Raw genomic sequence first — 16,767 nt, 5'->3', positions numbered from 1 at the left:
GCGAAATGCCGGGCGACAGCATTGCCGCCGCCCGGTTGATTTATCGATTGTCCAGCTCACCCCGCACGAGTTCCAACCCGCGCGTGGTGATGCGGTAAGGCTTGCCGCCCGAGGAGGCGATGGCTCTCTTCCGTTTCAGTTTGCGGAAAGTGAGGAGATCGAGGCCGCTGAAAATCCAGCCGTCACGCGTGTAGAGCGCGAGTTTTTCGATTTTGTGGGCGTCGTCTCGAACGAGTTCAATTCTGCCGCCCTGGGCGAGCAGGTGAAGAATGCGCTGTTCGGCGCGGGAAATGTCCATTTTTTGGAAGTCCGGTCGGCGTCATATAGACGCGTGAAAGCAAATCCGGGTGCCGTTAAGGCATCCGGCTCGGTTTCAGCATGGCCCGGCGCGCAATAAACTTGCGGGCAGGGCCTTTACCGGGACTCCGATTGAGCGAACATAAAAACTCCGTTCTTGCTCCTTTTGGGTAGCGGGCAAAGCCGAGGCGGTCAAGTCCCGCCAGGCGCGAGAAAAACCATGCTGGTCGAATCGCGCCGGCAATGGTTTAATTTCAACGGCCATGGAGGGCGCGGCTTGATCGTCATTCGCAATGCGCATGAGCAGGAAGCGGAGGTTCTGGCGGCCATCGGCCTCAGGGCATGGCGACAGGCAACCGCGGCTCTCGGCATCACCCCGACCCTTTACGACAATGCGGCCAGCGCCTTTTCCAATTTTACCCGCTCGTCATGGCTGGCGATCAGGGTGGCGGAGTTTGGCGGCTCGGTTGCCGGATGGGCGGCGCGAGAACATTTCGACGAGACGATTTCCGATTTCTGGATCGATCCTGATTTTCAGCGCCGGCGGGTAGGCACCCACCTGTTGGGCGATCTCGAAAGGCTGATTGAGGACAGGGGGTTCGAGACCATCCGGCTTGAAACCCATGCCCAGAATGAGCCGGCCGTCTCCTTTTTCCGCCACCATGGCTATAGCGTCCGCTGGCTCTCCGTCTCCTATGCGCCAAAGCTCGACCGCGAAGTGCAGTCGGTGGGCCTGCAGAAGCAATTGGCCGAGGTTGAGAGCGGTCTTTATGGGCCGGCTTTCTAAGATGGAGTTTGCAGAGCGTCCACCAGCCGCATCGGCCAATCCGGCATGATGGCGAGCGATGCGACAAGGCCTAGCTGCAATATCACGATCGATATCAGGATGCTGTGGAACGGTTCCTTGCGCGTTTTATGCCGCAGCAGCCGTTGTGCCGAGATTGCGCCCAGGCTGCCGCCGATGAGTGCAAGCGATAACAGCGTGCTTTCCCGGATGCGCCATGCGCCATTTCTCGCCGCTTCCTTGTCCCACCAATAGACAAGAAAGACGAAAAGATTGAAGGCGATATAGCTTATGAAACAGAGAGCGAGCGTCATCATGACGTGAATTGAAACCGGGAAGCGTAAAAAACGCGTGTCCTGTATCGGCGAAAATCCCGGGCCTGGCGTGAGAGGGTGCAAGATGTCTTGCGCCCGCGCTCCATTTGTTCTACCCACCAAGGCCAAAGAACCCGTATATCGTGAGCTTCAGATGACCCTTGTAGACGTGCGCACCCCCGACCCGAAACGCTTCATTCCCGGCGCCACCGGCGATTGGGAAATCGTGATCGGCATGGAGGTGCATGCGCAGGTTCTCTCCAATTCCAAGCTGTTTTCCGGTGCATCGACCACCTTCGGCAACGCGCCGAATTCCAACGTGTCGCTGGTGGATGCCGCCATGCCCGGCATGCTGCCCGTCATCAACGAGGAATGCGTCAAACAGGCGGTGCGCACCGGTCTTGGCCTGAAGGCGAAGATCAACCATCGCTCGATCTTCGACCGCAAGAACTACTTCTATCCGGATCTGCCGCAGGGCTACCAGATTTCGCAGTTCAAGGACCCGATCGTCGGTGAGGGCACCATTACCATTTCGCTCGGTCCGGACCGTCAGGGCAATTTCGAAGATATCGAGATCGGCATCGAGCGTCTGCATCTGGAGCAGGACGCCGGCAAGTCCATGCATGACCAGCACCCGACCATGTCCTTCGTGGATTTGAACCGTTCGGGCGTGGCGCTGATGGAAATCGTCTCCAAGCCGGACATGCGCTCGTCGGATGAGGCCAAGGCCTATCTCACCAAGCTGCGTTCCATCGTGCGTTATCTCGGTACCTGCGACGGCAACATGGACGAAGGCTCGATGCGCGCCGACGTCAACGTTTCCGTGCGCCGTCCGGGCGAAGGTTTCGGCACGCGCTGCGAAATCAAGAACGTCAATTCCATCCGCTTTGTCGGTCAGGCCATCGAATATGAGGCGCGTCGCCAGGTCGCCATTCTGGAAGATGGCGGCGTGATCGATCAGGAAACCCGCCTGTTCGATCCCGGCAAGGGCGAGACGCGGTCCATGCGCTCCAAGGAAGATGCGCATGATTACCGTTATTTCCCCGATCCGGACCTGCTGCCGCTCGAATTCGACGATGCTTTCGTCGAAGCGCTGAAGGTCGATCTGCCGGAACTACCCGATGACAAGAAGGCCCGTTTCGTGGCCGATCTTGGCCTGTCGGTCTATGACGCCTCGATCCTCGTTTCGGAAAAGGCGATTGCCGATTATTACGAGGCCGTGGCCGCCGGTCGCGATGCGAAGGCAGCCGCCAACTGGGTCATCAACGATCTGCTCGGCGCGCTGAACAAATCGGGCAAGGATATCGAGACGACGCCGGTTTCGCCGGAACAGCTCGGCGGCATCATCGATCTCATCAAGGCCGAGACCATTTCCGGCAAAATCGCCAAGGACCTGTTCGAAATCGTATGGAACGAGGGCGGCAACCCGGCTGAAATCGTGGAAGCCCGCGGCATGAAGCAGGTGACCGATACCGGCGCCATCGAAAAGGCCGTGGACGAGATCATCGCCGCCAACCCCGATCAGGTCGAGAAGGTGAAGGCAAAGCCGACGCTCGCCGGCTGGTTCGTCGGTCAGGTCATGAAAGCGACGGGCGGCAAGGCCAACCCGCAGGCGGTGCAGGCGCTGGTGAAGGCCAAGCTCGGTATCGAGGAAGAGTAAGCGGACGCTGCCTCGTGCCTGGAGGCATTGAGGCCGACAGCTCTCATCCGTCATCCTCGGGCTTGTCCCGAGGATCTAACGACCCACAAGGTCAAACGTGCTCAGATCCTCGGGACAAGCCCGAGGATGACGTCGAGTACGAACGACTGTCATCACTTTTGCCGGGATCAACGCCCGGCTTTTTCTATTCTGAGACGGAGCCAAATCATGTTCTTCATCCGCACGGCAAGCCTGCGTGACATCGAGCCGGTGCGCACCCTGCTCGCCACGACGTGGCACGCGACCTATGATGCGATCTACGGCGTGGACAAGGTGAACCAGTTGATCCTCGCATGGCATTCGCCGCAGGCCATGAAGGACCGCATCGAGAAAAAGGGTGGCGAGTTTCTGGTGGCTGACGACGGCAAGCGGATCGGCGGCATGGCCTATGGCTCCATGTCCACCAAAATGGCGAAAACGGCCCTGCTGCACCAGCTCTATGTCGCCCCCGATCTTCAGCGTCAGGGCATTGGCCGCGATCTCTTCGCCGAACTGGAAACCTGTTTTCCGGATGCGGAAATCATGCGGCTGGAAGTCGAGCCTAAAAATACTGTCGCAATCGCCTTTTATGAAGGCGTCGGATTTGTGGAGGTGGACCGAATCGAGCGCATGGCGGGCATCGAGGGGTTGCCCGGCATCGTTATGGAAAAGAGCCTGACCCGATGAATGAGACATTGCACAAGCTGATCATCCGCACGGCGCGCGAAGACGATCTTCCGGCACTCGCCGCCATTTTTGCCGCCGACGAGATCGGCGGCCACGGCGATACGGCGGAAGAATCGGCGCAGCCGGATTATCTCGCCGCTTTCCGCGCCATCGAGGCATCGCCGAGCGAAACGCTCTATGTGGCCGAACTGGACGGCGAGGTGGTCGGCACCTTCCAGACGGCGATCCTGACCAAGCTCGTCGGGCGAGGGGCGAAGTCCATGGTGATTGAGGCGGTGCAGACGCGCGCCGACATGCGCGGTCGCGGCATCGGCGCGGTGATGATCAATCATTGCCTGGAAGAAGCCCGCCGGCAGGGCCTGAACGCCGCGCAGCTGACGTCCAACATGGCCCGGCTGGACGCTCACCGCTTCTATGAGCGGCTGGGTTTCGAGAAGCGGCATTTAGGCTTCAGGATGAAGCTGAAATAGCACGGATATATCTCGAAATGCTGGACAATTGCCGTGAGGGGCGGCATAAGCATGTCTTGTGCCGTGCACGGAAAATCGCTGCGGCGCATTCAAGCCCGAGGAACGTAGAATGAAGACTCTCCTGACGCAAATCTTCACCTGGTGGAACGGCCAGACGATCGGAACGCGGTTTCATACATGGCGTTTCGGCAAGAAGGTGGGACAGGACGAGTTGGGTAACACCTATTACGAAGGCGGCACCACCTCCTGGGGCATGCCGCGCCGCTGGGTGATCTATAACGGTTATGCCGAAGCGTCGGCCATTCCGCCCGGCTGGCATGGCTGGATGCATTACCGCACCGACGTGCCGCCAAGCCAGGAAAGCTACGTTGCGCGCGATTGGCAGAAGCCGCACCAGCCGAACCTCACCGGCTCCTCCAAGGCCTATCGCCCGCAGGGATCGTTGGCCGTGGCCGGCGAGCGCCCGCGCGTGACCGGCGACTACGACGCCTGGACACCCGGCAACTAAGTATCTTGCGATGCGCGGTGTTGTGCAAAACCCCGCGCTTGCATCCGGCCTCACCGGTTTTTGCCACATTCCGCCCTTAGGCGTTGATCCGGTCGGCGGTTCGACACAGGCAAATATTTGGAGACATATCGTATGAGGAAATTCACGCGGGATCGTTCTTTGCGTGCGCTGACAGTCTCGCTGTTTGCAGCGGTCTCTGCTGTCATCCTCATTTCGCCCGTTTCTGCTGCCCGTCTGGAAAACCGCGTGGCGGTGTTTTCCGGCATCGACAAGATCACCGGCCGCATCACTTCCTTCGATGTTTACATCGATGAGACCGTGCAGTTCGGCGCGCTTCAGGTGACGCCGAAAGTCTGTTATTCCCGTGACCAGACGGAAACCCAGAAGATCGACGCTTTTGTCGAGGTTGATGAAATCACGCTCGACCGCAAGATCAAGCGGATTTTCACGGGCTGGATGTTCGCCGACAGCCCCGGCCTCAACGCTGTGGAACACCCGATCTACGACGTGTGGCTGACGGGCTGCAAGCAGGACTCGGAAGTTCCCGCTCCCTCTACGGCAAGCAAGTAATTAACCCACGACCGCGCCTTATTTCTGGCGTCTGAGCTTCTCGGCCAAATCGGCCAGGGCTTTGCTTTTGCTTTCCAGTTGTTCGATCATTTCCTCCCGCGTCAGTTCGGGCTCGATCACGATCGGAACGGTGAACTTATTAGGCTGATCGCCGGCGGGAGGTGAGGGGAATCTGATTTCTGAAAATGCCCTCTTCACGGCCGTTCTTGTCTGATAGGTGCTATCCCTTATGTTTTTGACCTGAACAGCCTGCATCTTTCCCGCCGGGTCAACGCGGAAAGTAACAAGGAGCACCTGCTTCTTGTTCGTCCGCACGACCTTGAGTTCCGGGCGGCCGGTTACGCCCGTCAAGGCTCGGGAAATTTCGCCTCGCCAGGCGGCCTGCGGGTTCGGGCGTTGTTCGGCAGCGGTGACATTCGCCGCCGGCGTCAACATCAATAACAAGGCCGCAATCCAGCGCATGACAATCCCCGGTGAACCATATATCATGATCGGATAAGTCATGTTTTTGAGGGTTGCAAGCAAAATCTCAGGTTGTTTTCAGTGTGGATTTTCTTGCGCCGACAATTTTTCGAAGGGCACATCCGGCCTGTCTACAGCCGCTTCAAGTATCGTGGCATATTCCGACTTTGGAATGTCGATTGCCCCGAATGTCTTCAGATGTTCGGTCGTAAACTGCGTGTCGAGCAGCGTAAATCCCTGCTGCCGCAAACGCTCGACCAGATGCACGAGGCAAATCTTCGATGCATTGGTGCGGCGGGAAAACATGCTCTCGCCGAAGAAGGCAGCGCCCAGCGAGACGCCGTAGAGCCCGCCGACAAGCTCCTCGCCCTCCCACGCCTCGACGCTATGGGCGTGGCCGATCTGGTGCAACTCGGTATAGAGCCTGCGGATGGTGGCGTTGATCCAGGTGCTCGGCCTGTCCGGCGCTTCCGCCGCGCATCCGGCCATCACCGCTTCGAAAGCGGTGTTGAAGCGAATCTCGAACGGCTTCCTGCGCATCGCCTTGGCGAGGCTTTTGGAAACGTGAAAACCATTGAGTGGGATGATTCCCCGAATTTCCGGCTCGACCCAAAAAAGCTCGGGATCGTCAGCCGAATCGGCCATTGGGAACAGGCCGGCGGAATAGGCGCGCAGCAGGATATCGACCGTTATGCCGTTATTTCTGCTGCGCCGCCCAACCATATCGTCTTAGTGAGACGCGTCACCGGCCAGATATTTTTCCAGCCAGTGAATGTCGTAATCGCCGTTCAGGATATCCTCGTTTTCGAGGAGGTCCTGGAAAAGCGGCAGCGTGGTCTTGATGCCGTCGACGACGAATTCGTCCAGTGCACGACGCAGGCGGCGAATGCACTCGTCACGGTCGCGGCCGTGAACGATCAGCTTGCCGATCATGCTGTCGTAATAGGGCGGGATCTTGTAGCCCTGATAGGCGCCCGAATCGACGCGCACGCCAAGGCCGCCCGGCGTATGGAAATAGGTCAGCGTGCCCGGCGAGGGAACGAAGGTGCGCGGGTCCTCGGCATTGATACGGCATTCGATGGCATGGCCATGGAATTCGATATCGTCCTGCGTGACCGACAGGCCCTGGCCGGAAGCGACCCGGATCTGTTCCTGCACGAGATCCATGCCGGTGATGGCTTCCGTCACCGGATGCTCCACCTGCAGACGGGTGTTCATTTCGATGAAATAGAACTCGCCGTTTTCATAGAGGAACTCGATGGTGCCGGCGCCGCGATATTTCAGCTTGCGCATGGCGCTCGCGCAAATCTCGCCGATCTTCATGCGCTGTTCGACGGTCAGAGCCGGCGAATTGGCTTCTTCCAGCACCTTCTGGTGACGGCGCTGCAGCGAGCAATCGCGTTCGCCGAGGTGAACGGCATTGCCTTCGCCATCGCCGAAAACCTGCACTTCGATATGGCGCGGCTTGCCGAGGTATTTTTCCATGTAAACGGCGTCGTTGCCGAAGGCTGCTGCCGCTTCGGAGCGGGCCGTCGCAACGGCTTCTTCCAGATCGGCTTCGGTCTTCGCCACCTTCATGCCGCGGCCGCCGCCGCCCGCCGTCGCCTTGATGAGGACCGGGAAGCCGATCGTCCGGGCGATTTCGAGCGCGTTTTCAGGCTTCACTTCGCCATCGGAACCGGGAACCACGGGAATGCCGAGTTCCTGCGCCGTCTGCTTGGCGGTGATCTTGTCGCCCATTATGCGGATATGTTCGGCGGTCGGTCCAATGAAGGTGATGCCGTGCGCGTCGAGAATATCGGCGAACTTGGCATTTTCCGAAAGGAAGCCGTAACCGGGGTGAACGGCGTCCGCACCGGTGATTTCGCAGGCCGCAACGATCTGGTGGATGTTGAGGTAGCTGTCACGCGAGGGCGGCGGGCCGATGCAGACGCTTTCGTCGGCAAGGCGCACATGCATGGCGTCCGCGTCGGCCGTGGAATGCACGGCCACCGTCGGAATGCCAAGCTCCTTGGCAGCGCGCAGGACGCGTAGCGCAATCTCGCCGCGGTTGGCTATGAGGATCTTCGAAACCATGCTGAACCGCCTTTATTCGATGACCACGAGGGCTTCGCCATACTCCACGGGCTGAGCGTCGTTGACGACGATTTCCACGACTTTGCCCGACTTGGGAGCCGGGATCTGGTTCATGGTCTTCATGGCTTCGACGATGAGGATGGTCTGGCCTTCCTTGACGGTTGCGCCCACTTCGATGAAGGGACGTGCGCCCGGGGCAGGCGAAAGATAGACCGTGCCGACCATCGGCGAGGACACGGTGTTGGCCGGGTTACGGGCGGGTGCTGCGGCGGCTGCAGGGGCGGCCGGTGCTGCGAGTGCCGGAGCGGCAGCGGGAGCTGCCGGCGCGGGCGCATAAGCGGCGGGCGCTGCAGCATAGACCGTGGCGGGAGCGGGAGCGGCGCGGGAGACGCGGATGCGCAGGTCTTCCTGCTCCACTTCGATTTCCGAAAGGTCGGTATCGTTGAGGATATTCGCGAGTTCGCGGATCAGTTCCTTGTCGATACCCTGTTTCTTTTCAGACATGACAAACCCTATTCTTTGTTTCTTTTTATGCCGTGATGTTTTTCAGCGCGTGAAGCGCCATGATGTATCCATATGGTCCGAAACCGCAGACCATGCCCTTTGCCGCGGGTGATACCATCGATTTGTGACGGAACTCTTCGCGGGCGTGGATGTTGGAAATGTGCACTTCCACGACGGGCGTGGAAATCGCGCGAATGGCGTCATGCAACGCGATGGATGTGTGGCTGTAGGCGCCGGGATTGATGACGACGCCCGCCGCCCGCTCGCCAGCCTCCTGCAACCAGTCCACCAGCACGCCTTCGTGGTTGGACTGGCGGAATTCCACTGCGAAACCGAGATCGGCACCGGCTTGAAGGCAATCATTCTCGATGTCCTTCAGCGTCTTGCCACCATAGATACCCGGTTCCCTTTTTCCCAGCATGTTGAGATTGGGGCCGTTGATGACGATGATGATGTTGCTCATTCACGTTTCCATAAGAAAATCAGCGACACCTATAGACTGCGCAGCGGTCAAGGAAAAGCCCCCGCAAGCCCTAAACCGGCCGCTTGGCAGGCATCTCACAGGGAATGCAGTGGCTTTTTTAGCAATCAGGAGCAGGTGGCTTTTCCACAGCTGCGCATATTGGCGATTTTTTCCTTCAGCGGGTCGGCGCCGACCGCACCGAAAACCGCCTCGTCGCCGACGATATAGGACGGCGTTCCGGTGATGCCGAGGCTGGTTGCCAGCTTGTAAGTTTCCTGCACCTGCTCGTCATTGGGGTTCTCCGCCATCGATTTGCGGATATCGGCTTCCTTGAGACCGAGCGAGGTCGCGACTTCCATGGCGCTGTCCTCATTCGCCCGTCCGCGGCCGCCGAGCAGCGTGCGCTGGAATTCGGGATACTTGGCCGGCGCAAGCAGCTTCACGGCATTGGAGACGCGGTGGGCCGCAACCGATTCCGGTCCGAGGATTGGGAATTCCTTGAGGACGACACGCACCTTCTTGTCGCTCTTCAGAATATTGTCCATGTCGCCCATGGCGCGTTTGCAATAACCGCAATTGTAGTCGAAGAACTCGACCAGCGTGACGTCGCCATCCGGGTTGCCGAGCGCCAGATCGAATTTCGATTCGAAGATGGCCTTCTTGTTGTCGGCGACGGCTTCCGCCGCCTTGGCGTTGCGCGCCGCATATTGCTTGCGCTCAAGCGCATCCTGAACCTCGAGCATGATTTCCGGGTTCTCGATCAGATATTGCTTGATGAACTCGCCCATCTCCTTCTTCTGCTGCTCGTCGAGCGCGTGGGCGGGCAGGGAGGCGAATACCGTCGAAAGGGCCGTCACGCTGGCGAGAAGGGTGGAACGGAGAAAATGCGCCATATCGGTCCTCATTCTGTGCGGCCGGAGCCTCTTGAAATCTTATGAAGGCAATTACCTTACTTTAAGCCAAATGCCATACGGCAAAAATACTTGTCCGCATTATGATCGCATGATTGTGAAGATTGTGATTCTGCGGCAAGTCTCTGAAATACGGTTCAGGAAAGAGCATGCCCTTGATTACGATGTCGAAGCGGAGCGCAGTCGAACCCTTTCACGCCATGGATATTCTGGCGGAAGCGAATCGGCGCAGGCAGGCGGGCCGCCCCGTCATTTCCATGGCGGTCGGCCAGCCCTCCCATCCCGCACCCAAAGCCTCGCTTGCGGCGGCTGAGGCGGCGCTAAAGCATGGGCGGATCGGTTACACCGACGCGCTGGGTCTGCGCGAGCTGCGGGAGGCGATTGCCGGCCATTACCGGCTGCGCCACCAGGTCGCCATCGATCCGGCGCGCATCGCCGTGACGACGGGTTCGTCTGCGGCCTTCAATCTCGCTTTCCTCGGCCTTTTCGATGCGGGCGATTATGTCGCCATCGCAAGGCCCGGCTATCCGGCCTATCGCAATATTCTGAAGGCTCTCGGCCTCAATGTCGTGGAAGTGCCGGTCACCGCCGAAACCGGCTATACGCTGACGCCGGCAAGTCTGGAGCGGGCAGAAACGAAAGCCGGCTGCAAGCTGAAGGGCGTGCTTCTGGCAAGCCCGGCCAATCCAACCGGCACGGTTACCGGCCGCGAGGCGCTGAAGCGGCTCGCCAGCTATTGCGAAAGCCGCGACATGGCTTTCATTTCCGACGAGATCTATCACGGCCTTACCTTTGTCGGCGAAGAGACGAGCGCGCTCGAAATCACCGACAATGCCGTGATCATCAACTCCTTCTCCAAATATTATTGCATGACCGGTTGGCGCATCGGCTGGATGGTGCTGCCCGAAAATCTGGTCCGTCCCGTCGAGTGTCTGGCCCAGAGCCTTTATATTTCCGCGCCCGAACTGTCGCAGCTTGCGGCGACCGCAGCCTTTTCGGCGGCGGAGGAGCTGGATGTCTACCGGGAAAGCTATCGCACCAACCGCGATTTCCTGATGGCGCGCCTGCCGGAGATCGGCCTGCCGCTGGCATCCCCGATGGATGGCGCTTTTTACGCTTATGTCGATACCAGCCGCTTTTCCAATGACAGCATGGATTTTGCCAAGCGCATGCTGGCGGAAATCGATGTGGCGGCGACGCCCGGCATGGATTTTGACCCCGAGGAAGGCCACAGGGCGCTGCGCATTTCCTATGCGGGTTCCGTGTCGGATATCGCCGAGGCCGTTGGACGTATCGCCGGCTGGCTGAAATAAGCCGGGATCATCCGATTAGGGAAATCAGGCGGGCGTGCAGCCGAAGGTGCTGTTGAACGCCTTTTCACCCTTTTCAGTGAAGGTGAGCACACGGCCGTTTCCGCGCCGCAGCCAGTCCCGCTGCTGCATCGCTTCAAGCAGCGATGCGCCAAGCCCGCCGCCGAGATGATGGCGACGTTCGCTCCAGTCCAGGCAATGCAGGCAGACCGGGCGACGGGCCTTTTCGAGCGGCGAAAGGTCGATGCCGAAGTTCGAGAAGAAGTCGCGTCCGCTCTCCGTAAGGGCAGGATCATCACCTAACGTCACGAGCCCTTTTGCGGTGATGGCGGCAAGCAGCGCCACGCCGCTTTCCCCGGCCAGATGATCGTAGCAGATGCGCGCTTCCCGCAACGCCTTGTCCTTCGGTCCCGTGCGGACGCGGACTGCACCCGTGCGCTGGGCAAGACCCATCAACGCTTCCAGAACATGCGCCACATCCTCATCGGAAAGACGGAAATAGCGGTGACGTCCCTGTTTTTCCGCTTTCAGGAGTTGCGCCTCGGAGAGCTTCGACAGATGCCCGCTGGCGGTCTGCAACGTCACGCCGGCGGCTTCGGCAAGCTCGCTTGCGGTCAGCGCACGTCCGTCCATCAGCGCCGTCAGGATGTTGGCGCGGGCAGGGTCGCCGATCAGCGCGGCGACATTGGCGATCAGGGGTCCATCTTTCATGCTTCGATGATAGCCGAAGCATTGATGCAAGGCAATGGCGTAGAAGGGAGAGGCAAACCACGAGGAGACAAACGATGCTGACCTGTTTCATCCGCTACGAGATCGATCCTTTCAAGGTCGACGCCTTTGAACGATATGCCCGCACATGGGGTGAGGCGATACCGCGCTGCGGGGCTGATCTGATCGGCTATTACGCGCCGAAGGAAGGATCGAGCACCATTGCTTACGGTGTCTACAACATCGAAAATCTTGCCGCCTACGAAGCCTACAGGGCACGGCTCGCCGCCGATCCTGCGGGGCGGGAAAATTATGAATTCGCCCGCCGTGAACAGTTCATTCGCCGAGAGGACCGACTTTTCCTGCGTCTCGCCTCCGCTCCGCACGCCGGAGGCGGACAATGATCGCCGTTATCTTCGAGGTCTGGCCTGCTGAAGGCGAGAAGCAGCATTATCTCGACATCGCGGCAGGCCTGCGGGCTGAACTGGAAACCATCGACGGATTCCTGTCCGTCGAGCGGTTTCAAAGCATCGGCAATCCGGACAAGATGCTGTCTCTGTCCTTTTTCCGGGACGAGGAAGCGGTGAGGGCATGGCGCAACACCATGCCGCATCGCGCCGCGCAGTCGCTGGGCCGGTCCGGTATTTTTTCCGATTACCGGCTGCGTATCGCGCAGGTGATCCGCGACTATGGCCTGGAGGAGAGGGAGGAAGCGCCGGCCGATAGCCGGAAAGCCCATTCGGCAGAGGAAAATGGCTTAGGCTGACATTTCCAGCATCAGTTTTTCTGCATGCCGCTGCAAGGCTTTCTGGTTCGAACTCGCCTTTGAAACCCGTTATAGATGGGCAATGTGGTGCGAACACTTAGGATTGGACAAGGAGAAAAGCGATGTCGACGGAAAAAGTAGCGATTGTAACGGCAGGCGGCAGCGGCATGGGGGCTGCCGTGGCGAAACGTCTGGCCGCGGATGGCTACAAACTCGCAATCCTGTCCTCTTCTGGCAAGGGAGAGGCGCTGGCGCAGGAGTTGGGCGGCATCGGCGTCACCGGCTCCAACCAGTCCAATGACGATCTCCAGCGGCTCACGGATTTGACGCTCGAAAAATTCGGCCGCATCGATGTGCTGGTCAACAGCGCCGGCCATGGCCCGCGTGCCTCCATTCTCGATATTACCGACGAGCAATGGCACACCGGCCTCGATGTCTACCTCATGAACGTCATCCGCCCGACACGGATTGTCGCCCCCGTCATGGTGAAACAGAAGGCGGGTGCCATCGTCAACATCTCTACCGCCTGGGCTTTCGAACCGAGCAGCATGTTCCCGACATCCGCCGTGTTCCGCGCCGGCCTTGCCTCCTACACCAAGATTTTCGCCGATACCTATGCGGCCGACAATGTGCGCATGAACAATGTTCTGCCCGGCTGGATCGACAGCCTGCCGGCGACGGAGGAACGCCGCGAGAGCGTGCCGATGCAGCGTTACGGCAAGAGCGAGGAAATCGCCGCCACCGTGGCATTCCTTGCCTCTGAGGGGGCCGGGTATATTACCGGTCAGAATATCCGCGTTGATGGCGGGCTGACGCGGTCTGTTTGACGGGTGGACCTTTCCCACTCCTCATCCCTCTGACAAGCACAGGGATGAGGAAATGTCAGCGGCTCAAAAAAACGCCCTGTTCTTTGCGCCTATAAAAGAAAACGCCCGCAACATCGTTGCGGGCGTCTTTTATTGAGGATGTGGCTTCTCTCAGAAGAAGCCCTTGCGCTGCCACCAGCCGCCCTTGCGGGGCTTGGGCTCGTCGCCATCGGCGGGGTTGGAGGAACCGGAAGAGGTGACCACCGGCTCCGAACTCGAGACATTGCTGCCCCGGTTCGCGCGGACCTTTTCTTCCGTTGCCGGTGCTTCCGCTTCCGAAGCCAGATCGGCCGAAGCCTCACCCGCTTCTTCAATTGCGACGTCGACGACGGTTTCTTCGACGATCACCGGCTCCACCGTTTCAACGGCCTCGGCCTTCGGCGCTTCCTCGGTTTCAGTCTTGGCTTTCGCCTTGCGGGTGCGGCGCGGCTTTTTCGGCACTTCGTCTTCCGCGACCGCGGCAACCGCACCTTCCACCACCTCGGCGGCGGTCGGCTCTTCGGTTACGGATGCTTCGGCGGAAGCCTCTTCGCCTTCACCTTCGGCTTCCGAGTCGGCAGCATCGAGCGCCTCGTCTTCCGCACGGTTGCGACGTCCGCCGCGCTTGCCGCGACGGCGGCGCTTGCGCTTGCCGTCCTCTTCGGAGGTTACCGCTTCCGCTGCACCGTTTTCGGTTTCAGCATCGGCTTCATCGGTTTCGACGCCATCGTCGTCACCTTCGGCATCATCGCCTTCCGCATCGCCGGACTGGGCGTCGAGCGCGCCGTTCTGCTCGCCCTGACCGCCCTTGCCGCGACGGCGGCGGCGACGCTTGCGCTTGCGCTTGCCTTCGTCGCCATTGTCGCCCTGCTGCTGCTGGCGCGGCTCGGCGCTCTGGGCCTTGACGATTTCTTCCTCGTCTTCGTCCTCTTCCACCTCGGCGACGAAATCGTCTTCCTCTTCCACGAAGTTCGGCAGCATCTGGATGAGGCTTTCGATCTTCACCGGATTTTCGACGGCTTCACCGCGATCGATGGCGAAATGCTGCGCACCGACGCCGGCGTCAGCAGCGATGATGATCGACACGCCGAAGCGGCCTTCATAGTCGACGATCGTGCCGCGCTTGTGGTTGAGCAGGTAGAGCGCCGTTTCCGGCGTGCAACGCACCGTGATGTTGTGGGTGGTGTTGCGCAGCAGATATTCCTCGACGCCGCGCAGAACATGCAGCGCGATGGAGGATTCCGAGCGAACATGGCCCGTGCCACCGCAGTGCTGGCAGACCTGCGTGGTCGATTCCAGCACCGAAGCGCGGATGCGCTGGCGCGACATTTCCAGGAGGCCGAAATGCGAGATGCGGCCGACCTGGATGCGGGCGCGGTCGTTCTTCAGGCAATCCTTCAGCTTCTTCTCGACAGCGCGGTTGTTGCGCTTTTCTTCCATGTCGATGAAGTCGATGACGACAAGGCCGGCAAGGTCGCGCAGGCGCAGCTGGCGCGCCACTTCTTCCGCCGCCTCGAGGTTCGTCGTCAACGCGGTTTCCTCGATGGAATGCTCGCGGGTCGAACGGCCCGAGTTGACGTCGATGGAAACCAGCGCTTCCGTCTGGTTGATGATGAGGTAACCGCCCGACTTCAGCGTCACCTGCGGCTGCAGCATCCGGTCGAGCTGGGCTTCGATACCGGAGCGCGAGAAGATCGGGTGAATGTCGCGGTAAGGCTGAACCACCTTGGCGTGGCTCGGCATCAGCATCTTCATGAAGTCTTTCGCTTCACGATAGCCGTCTTCGCCGGAAACGATGATCTCGCCGATATCCTTGTTATAGAGATCGCGGATCGAACGCTTGATCAGCGAGCCTTCCTCGTAAACGAGGCAGGGGGCCGTGGAATTCAGCGTCAGCGTACGGACGTTTTCCCACAGGCGCATCAGATATTCGAAGTCGCGCTTGATTTCGACGCGGGTGCGGTTTGCGCCGGCGGTACGCAGAATGACGCCCATGCCCTGCGGCACTTCCAGATCGCGCGCGATTTCCTTCAGGCGCTTGCGGTCGGTCGGCTGGGTGATCTTGCGGGAAATACCGCCGCCACGCGCCGTATTCGGCATCAGAACGGAATAACGGCCGGCGAGTGACAGGTAAGTGGTCAGCGCCGCGCCCTTGTTGCCGCGTTCTTCCTTGGCCACCTGGACCAGAAGGATCTGGCGGCGCTTGATGACTTCCTGGATGCGATACTGCTTGCGCGGCTTGCGGGCGACGCGGTCCGGAACCTCTTCCATGGCGTCTTCGGCGCCGACGGATTCGATCACTTCCTTTTCGTGGTGATCGTCATCGTCGTCGTCATCATCGTCATTGCCGCGGCGAAGCCCCTCGACTTCCTCGGAAATCGTGTCGGTATCGACCATGGCGGCCATTTCGCCGCCGGCGCTGCCGTCGTCTTCAGAAGACGCTTCGGCGGTCTCGGCCGCTGCGGCTTCTTCTTCCGCTGTCTTCTTCTTGGCGCGGGGGCGACGGGTGCGCTTCTTCGGCTTTTCTTCCTCTGCGGGCGCTTCTTCGGCTACGGCCTCGACGGCCGCTTCCCCGGAACCCTCTTCCGCGACAGGCGCAGTCTCTTCCACGACGACCGTTTCAGTGGTTTCGCTGGCGGAAACAATGCCGACATCCGGCTGATCCACCTGCGAAAGGTCGATCATGGGGGCGCCGGGCTCGGGTGCATCAGCGGATTCGAAATCGTCGCTGCGGCGATGATCCTCTGCTTCCGCTTTCAGGAGAGCCTGACGGTCGGCAAGCGGGATCTGATAATAATCCGGATGGATTTCCGCAAAAGCGAGAAAGCCGTGGCGGTTTCCACCGTAATCGACGAAGGCCGCCTGAAGCGAGGGTTCAACCCGCGTGACCTTGGCAAGGTAGATATTGCCGCGGATCTGTTTCTTGTGCTCCGATTCGAAATCGAATTCTTCGATCCGGTTCCCACGGACAACGACTACGCGTGTCTCCTCTTCGTGGGAGGCGTCGATAAGCATTTTGTCTGCCATGTAAGCTGTGCTCCTCGGCGCAGCCTTGTTTTATACGAGAACAGGCCCGCCACACGGACGAGCCTTTCATATGAGTGCAAGGATGTGCCGGAAATGAAGTCTCCTGCCGGGCGTCTGTAAACTGGCAGCATCCGGACCGACGGCGAGGCGCTTGGCCTGCTCCTGGTATCCGGTTCATGTGAAAACTGCTGCGACATCATTGGCCAGGCGGAACGACAATAATATATAGACCCCTTGGGATCCGATGAATTTGCTCTCCTCAGAGCGGCGGTGGCAGCGCCACCGGGTAGGTCTCCGGCCACGGCCGGAATTGATCGAGTTTCAGGATAAATGTAACGACGGCAGATGATTGCCCGATTTGCAGCGCCAGCGTCTTTTTCGATTGGC

At 59.8% G+C, this 16,767-nt stretch carries 20 protein-coding genes; 10 read left to right on the top strand and 10 right to left on the bottom strand.

From position 1 onward, the window contains the following. Positions 1-40: 40 nt before the first annotated feature. A complete protein-coding gene (locus tag EM858_RS05650) occupies positions 41-298 on the bottom strand; it encodes a YjhX family toxin (RefSeq protein WP_003521470.1) in 258 nt (85 codons plus the stop codon). Positions 299-574: 276 nt separating this feature from the next. Between EM858_RS05650 and EM858_RS05645 the strand changes: the two genes are divergently transcribed. Beyond that, entirely contained in the window at positions 575-1,084 is a 510-nt protein-coding gene (locus tag EM858_RS05645; RefSeq protein ID WP_127756188.1) for a GNAT family N-acetyltransferase, read from the top strand. On the opposite strand, the gene EM858_RS05640 is transcribed toward EM858_RS05645, so the two are convergent. Continuing rightward, entirely contained in the window at positions 1,081-1,398 is a 318-nt protein-coding gene (locus EM858_RS05640) for a DUF1294 domain-containing protein (RefSeq protein WP_164865320.1), read from the bottom strand. The genes EM858_RS05645 and EM858_RS05640 overlap by 4 nt on opposite strands. 151 nt (positions 1,399-1,549) lie before the next feature. Here EM858_RS05640 and gatB point away from each other — a divergent pair, with 151 nt between their 5' ends. The 5 genes from gatB (at position 1,550) to EM858_RS05615 (ending at position 5,308) form a co-directional block, all read left to right on the top strand. Beyond that, entirely contained in the window at positions 1,550-3,055 is a 1,506-nt protein-coding gene (gene gatB, locus EM858_RS05635; RefSeq protein ID WP_003521466.1) for an Asp-tRNA(Asn)/Glu-tRNA(Gln) amidotransferase subunit GatB, read from the top strand. A 207-nt stretch (positions 3,056-3,262) separates the two neighbouring features. Further along, the gene (locus tag EM858_RS05630) at positions 3,263-3,760 is read left to right on the top strand and encodes a GNAT family N-acetyltransferase (RefSeq protein WP_003521465.1); all 498 of its coding nucleotides are present in this window, start codon (positions 3,263-3,265) and stop codon (positions 3,758-3,760) included. After that, entirely contained in the window at positions 3,757-4,230 is a 474-nt protein-coding gene (locus tag EM858_RS05625; protein WP_127756115.1) for a GNAT family N-acetyltransferase, read from the top strand. The genes EM858_RS05630 and EM858_RS05625 overlap by 4 nt, the downstream gene beginning before the upstream one ends. Positions 4,231-4,339: 109 nt before the next feature. Further along, on the top strand, positions 4,340-4,738 hold the full coding sequence (locus tag EM858_RS05620; RefSeq protein WP_003521463.1) for an NADH:ubiquinone oxidoreductase subunit NDUFA12: 399 nt from the start codon (positions 4,340-4,342) through the stop codon (positions 4,736-4,738). A gap of 132 nt (positions 4,739-4,870) precedes the next feature. Then, entirely contained in the window at positions 4,871-5,308 is a 438-nt protein-coding gene (locus EM858_RS05615; RefSeq protein ID WP_003521462.1) for a DUF2155 domain-containing protein, read from the top strand. Positions 5,309-5,326: 18 nt separating this feature from the next. Here the strand turns inward: EM858_RS05615 and EM858_RS05610 are convergent, their stop codons facing one another. From EM858_RS05610 to EM858_RS05585, 6 genes are all read right to left on the bottom strand, one after another. Then, a complete protein-coding gene (locus EM858_RS05610) occupies positions 5,327-5,770 on the bottom strand; it encodes a hypothetical protein (RefSeq protein ID WP_137452033.1) in 444 nt (147 codons plus the stop codon). Positions 5,771-5,848: 78 nt separating this feature from the next. Next, on the bottom strand, positions 5,849-6,493 hold the full coding sequence (gene aat / locus EM858_RS05605; protein WP_059752738.1) for a leucyl/phenylalanyl-tRNA--protein transferase: 645 nt from the start codon (positions 6,491-6,493) through the stop codon (positions 5,849-5,851). Between the two features lie 6 nt (positions 6,494-6,499). After that, a complete protein-coding gene (gene accC, locus EM858_RS05600; protein WP_127756114.1) occupies positions 6,500-7,846 on the bottom strand; it encodes an acetyl-CoA carboxylase biotin carboxylase subunit in 1,347 nt (448 codons plus the stop codon). 12 nt (positions 7,847-7,858) lie between these two features. Beyond that, a complete protein-coding gene (gene accB / locus EM858_RS05595; protein WP_080817144.1) occupies positions 7,859-8,350 on the bottom strand; it encodes an acetyl-CoA carboxylase biotin carboxyl carrier protein in 492 nt (163 codons plus the stop codon). A gap of 25 nt (positions 8,351-8,375) precedes the next feature. After that, positions 8,376-8,813 (bottom strand): type II 3-dehydroquinate dehydratase, encoded by a 438-nt coding sequence (gene aroQ / locus EM858_RS05590; RefSeq protein WP_077982408.1) that lies wholly within the window; start codon positions 8,811-8,813, stop codon positions 8,376-8,378. Positions 8,814-8,938: 125 nt separating this feature from the next. Beyond that, positions 8,939-9,706 carry a DsbA family protein gene (locus EM858_RS05585; protein ID WP_003521455.1) on the bottom strand — a complete coding sequence of 256 codons (768 nt, stop codon included), beginning with the start codon at positions 9,704-9,706 and terminating at the stop codon, positions 8,939-8,941. Between the two features lie 173 nt (positions 9,707-9,879). On the opposite strand from EM858_RS05585, the gene EM858_RS05580 reads away from it, so the two are divergent. Then, on the top strand, positions 9,880-11,037 hold the full coding sequence (locus EM858_RS05580; RefSeq protein WP_164865333.1) for an aminotransferase class I/II-fold pyridoxal phosphate-dependent enzyme: 1,158 nt from the start codon (positions 9,880-9,882) through the stop codon (positions 11,035-11,037). A gap of 24 nt (positions 11,038-11,061) precedes the next feature. Here EM858_RS05580 and EM858_RS05575 read toward each other — a convergent pair whose 3' ends face one another. Then, on the bottom strand, positions 11,062-11,745 hold the full coding sequence (locus tag EM858_RS05575; RefSeq protein ID WP_127756112.1) for a winged helix-turn-helix domain-containing protein: 684 nt from the start codon (positions 11,743-11,745) through the stop codon (positions 11,062-11,064). 74 nt (positions 11,746-11,819) lie between these two features. Here EM858_RS05575 and EM858_RS05570 point away from each other — a divergent pair, with 74 nt between their 5' ends. From EM858_RS05570 to EM858_RS05560, 3 genes are all read left to right on the top strand, one after another. After that, the gene (locus tag EM858_RS05570; RefSeq protein ID WP_003521451.1) at positions 11,820-12,146 is read left to right on the top strand and encodes an NIPSNAP family protein; all 327 of its coding nucleotides are present in this window, start codon (positions 11,820-11,822) and stop codon (positions 12,144-12,146) included. Continuing rightward, on the top strand, positions 12,143-12,508 hold the full coding sequence (locus EM858_RS05565; RefSeq protein WP_127756111.1) for an antibiotic biosynthesis monooxygenase: 366 nt from the start codon (positions 12,143-12,145) through the stop codon (positions 12,506-12,508). The genes EM858_RS05570 and EM858_RS05565 overlap by 4 nt, the downstream gene beginning before the upstream one ends. A 122-nt stretch (positions 12,509-12,630) precedes the next feature. Continuing rightward, positions 12,631-13,335, top strand: a complete 705-nt coding sequence (locus EM858_RS05560) for an SDR family oxidoreductase (RefSeq protein WP_080817141.1) — start codon at positions 12,631-12,633, stop codon at positions 13,333-13,335. Positions 13,336-13,485: 150 nt separating this feature from the next. On the opposite strand, the gene EM858_RS05555 is transcribed toward EM858_RS05560, so the two are convergent. Continuing rightward, a complete protein-coding gene (locus EM858_RS05555) occupies positions 13,486-16,380 on the bottom strand; it encodes a ribonuclease E/G (RefSeq protein ID WP_127756110.1) in 2,895 nt (964 codons plus the stop codon). Positions 16,381-16,767 lie beyond the last annotated feature (387 nt).

The sequence above is a fragment of the Agrobacterium sp. CNPSo 2736 genome (genome assembly GCF_004005385.1).
Lineage (GTDB): Bacteria > Pseudomonadota > Alphaproteobacteria > Rhizobiales > Rhizobiaceae > Agrobacterium > Agrobacterium leguminum.
Note: the sequence above shows the minus strand (reverse complement) of the source record. Positions and strands in the feature narration are given on the sequence as shown.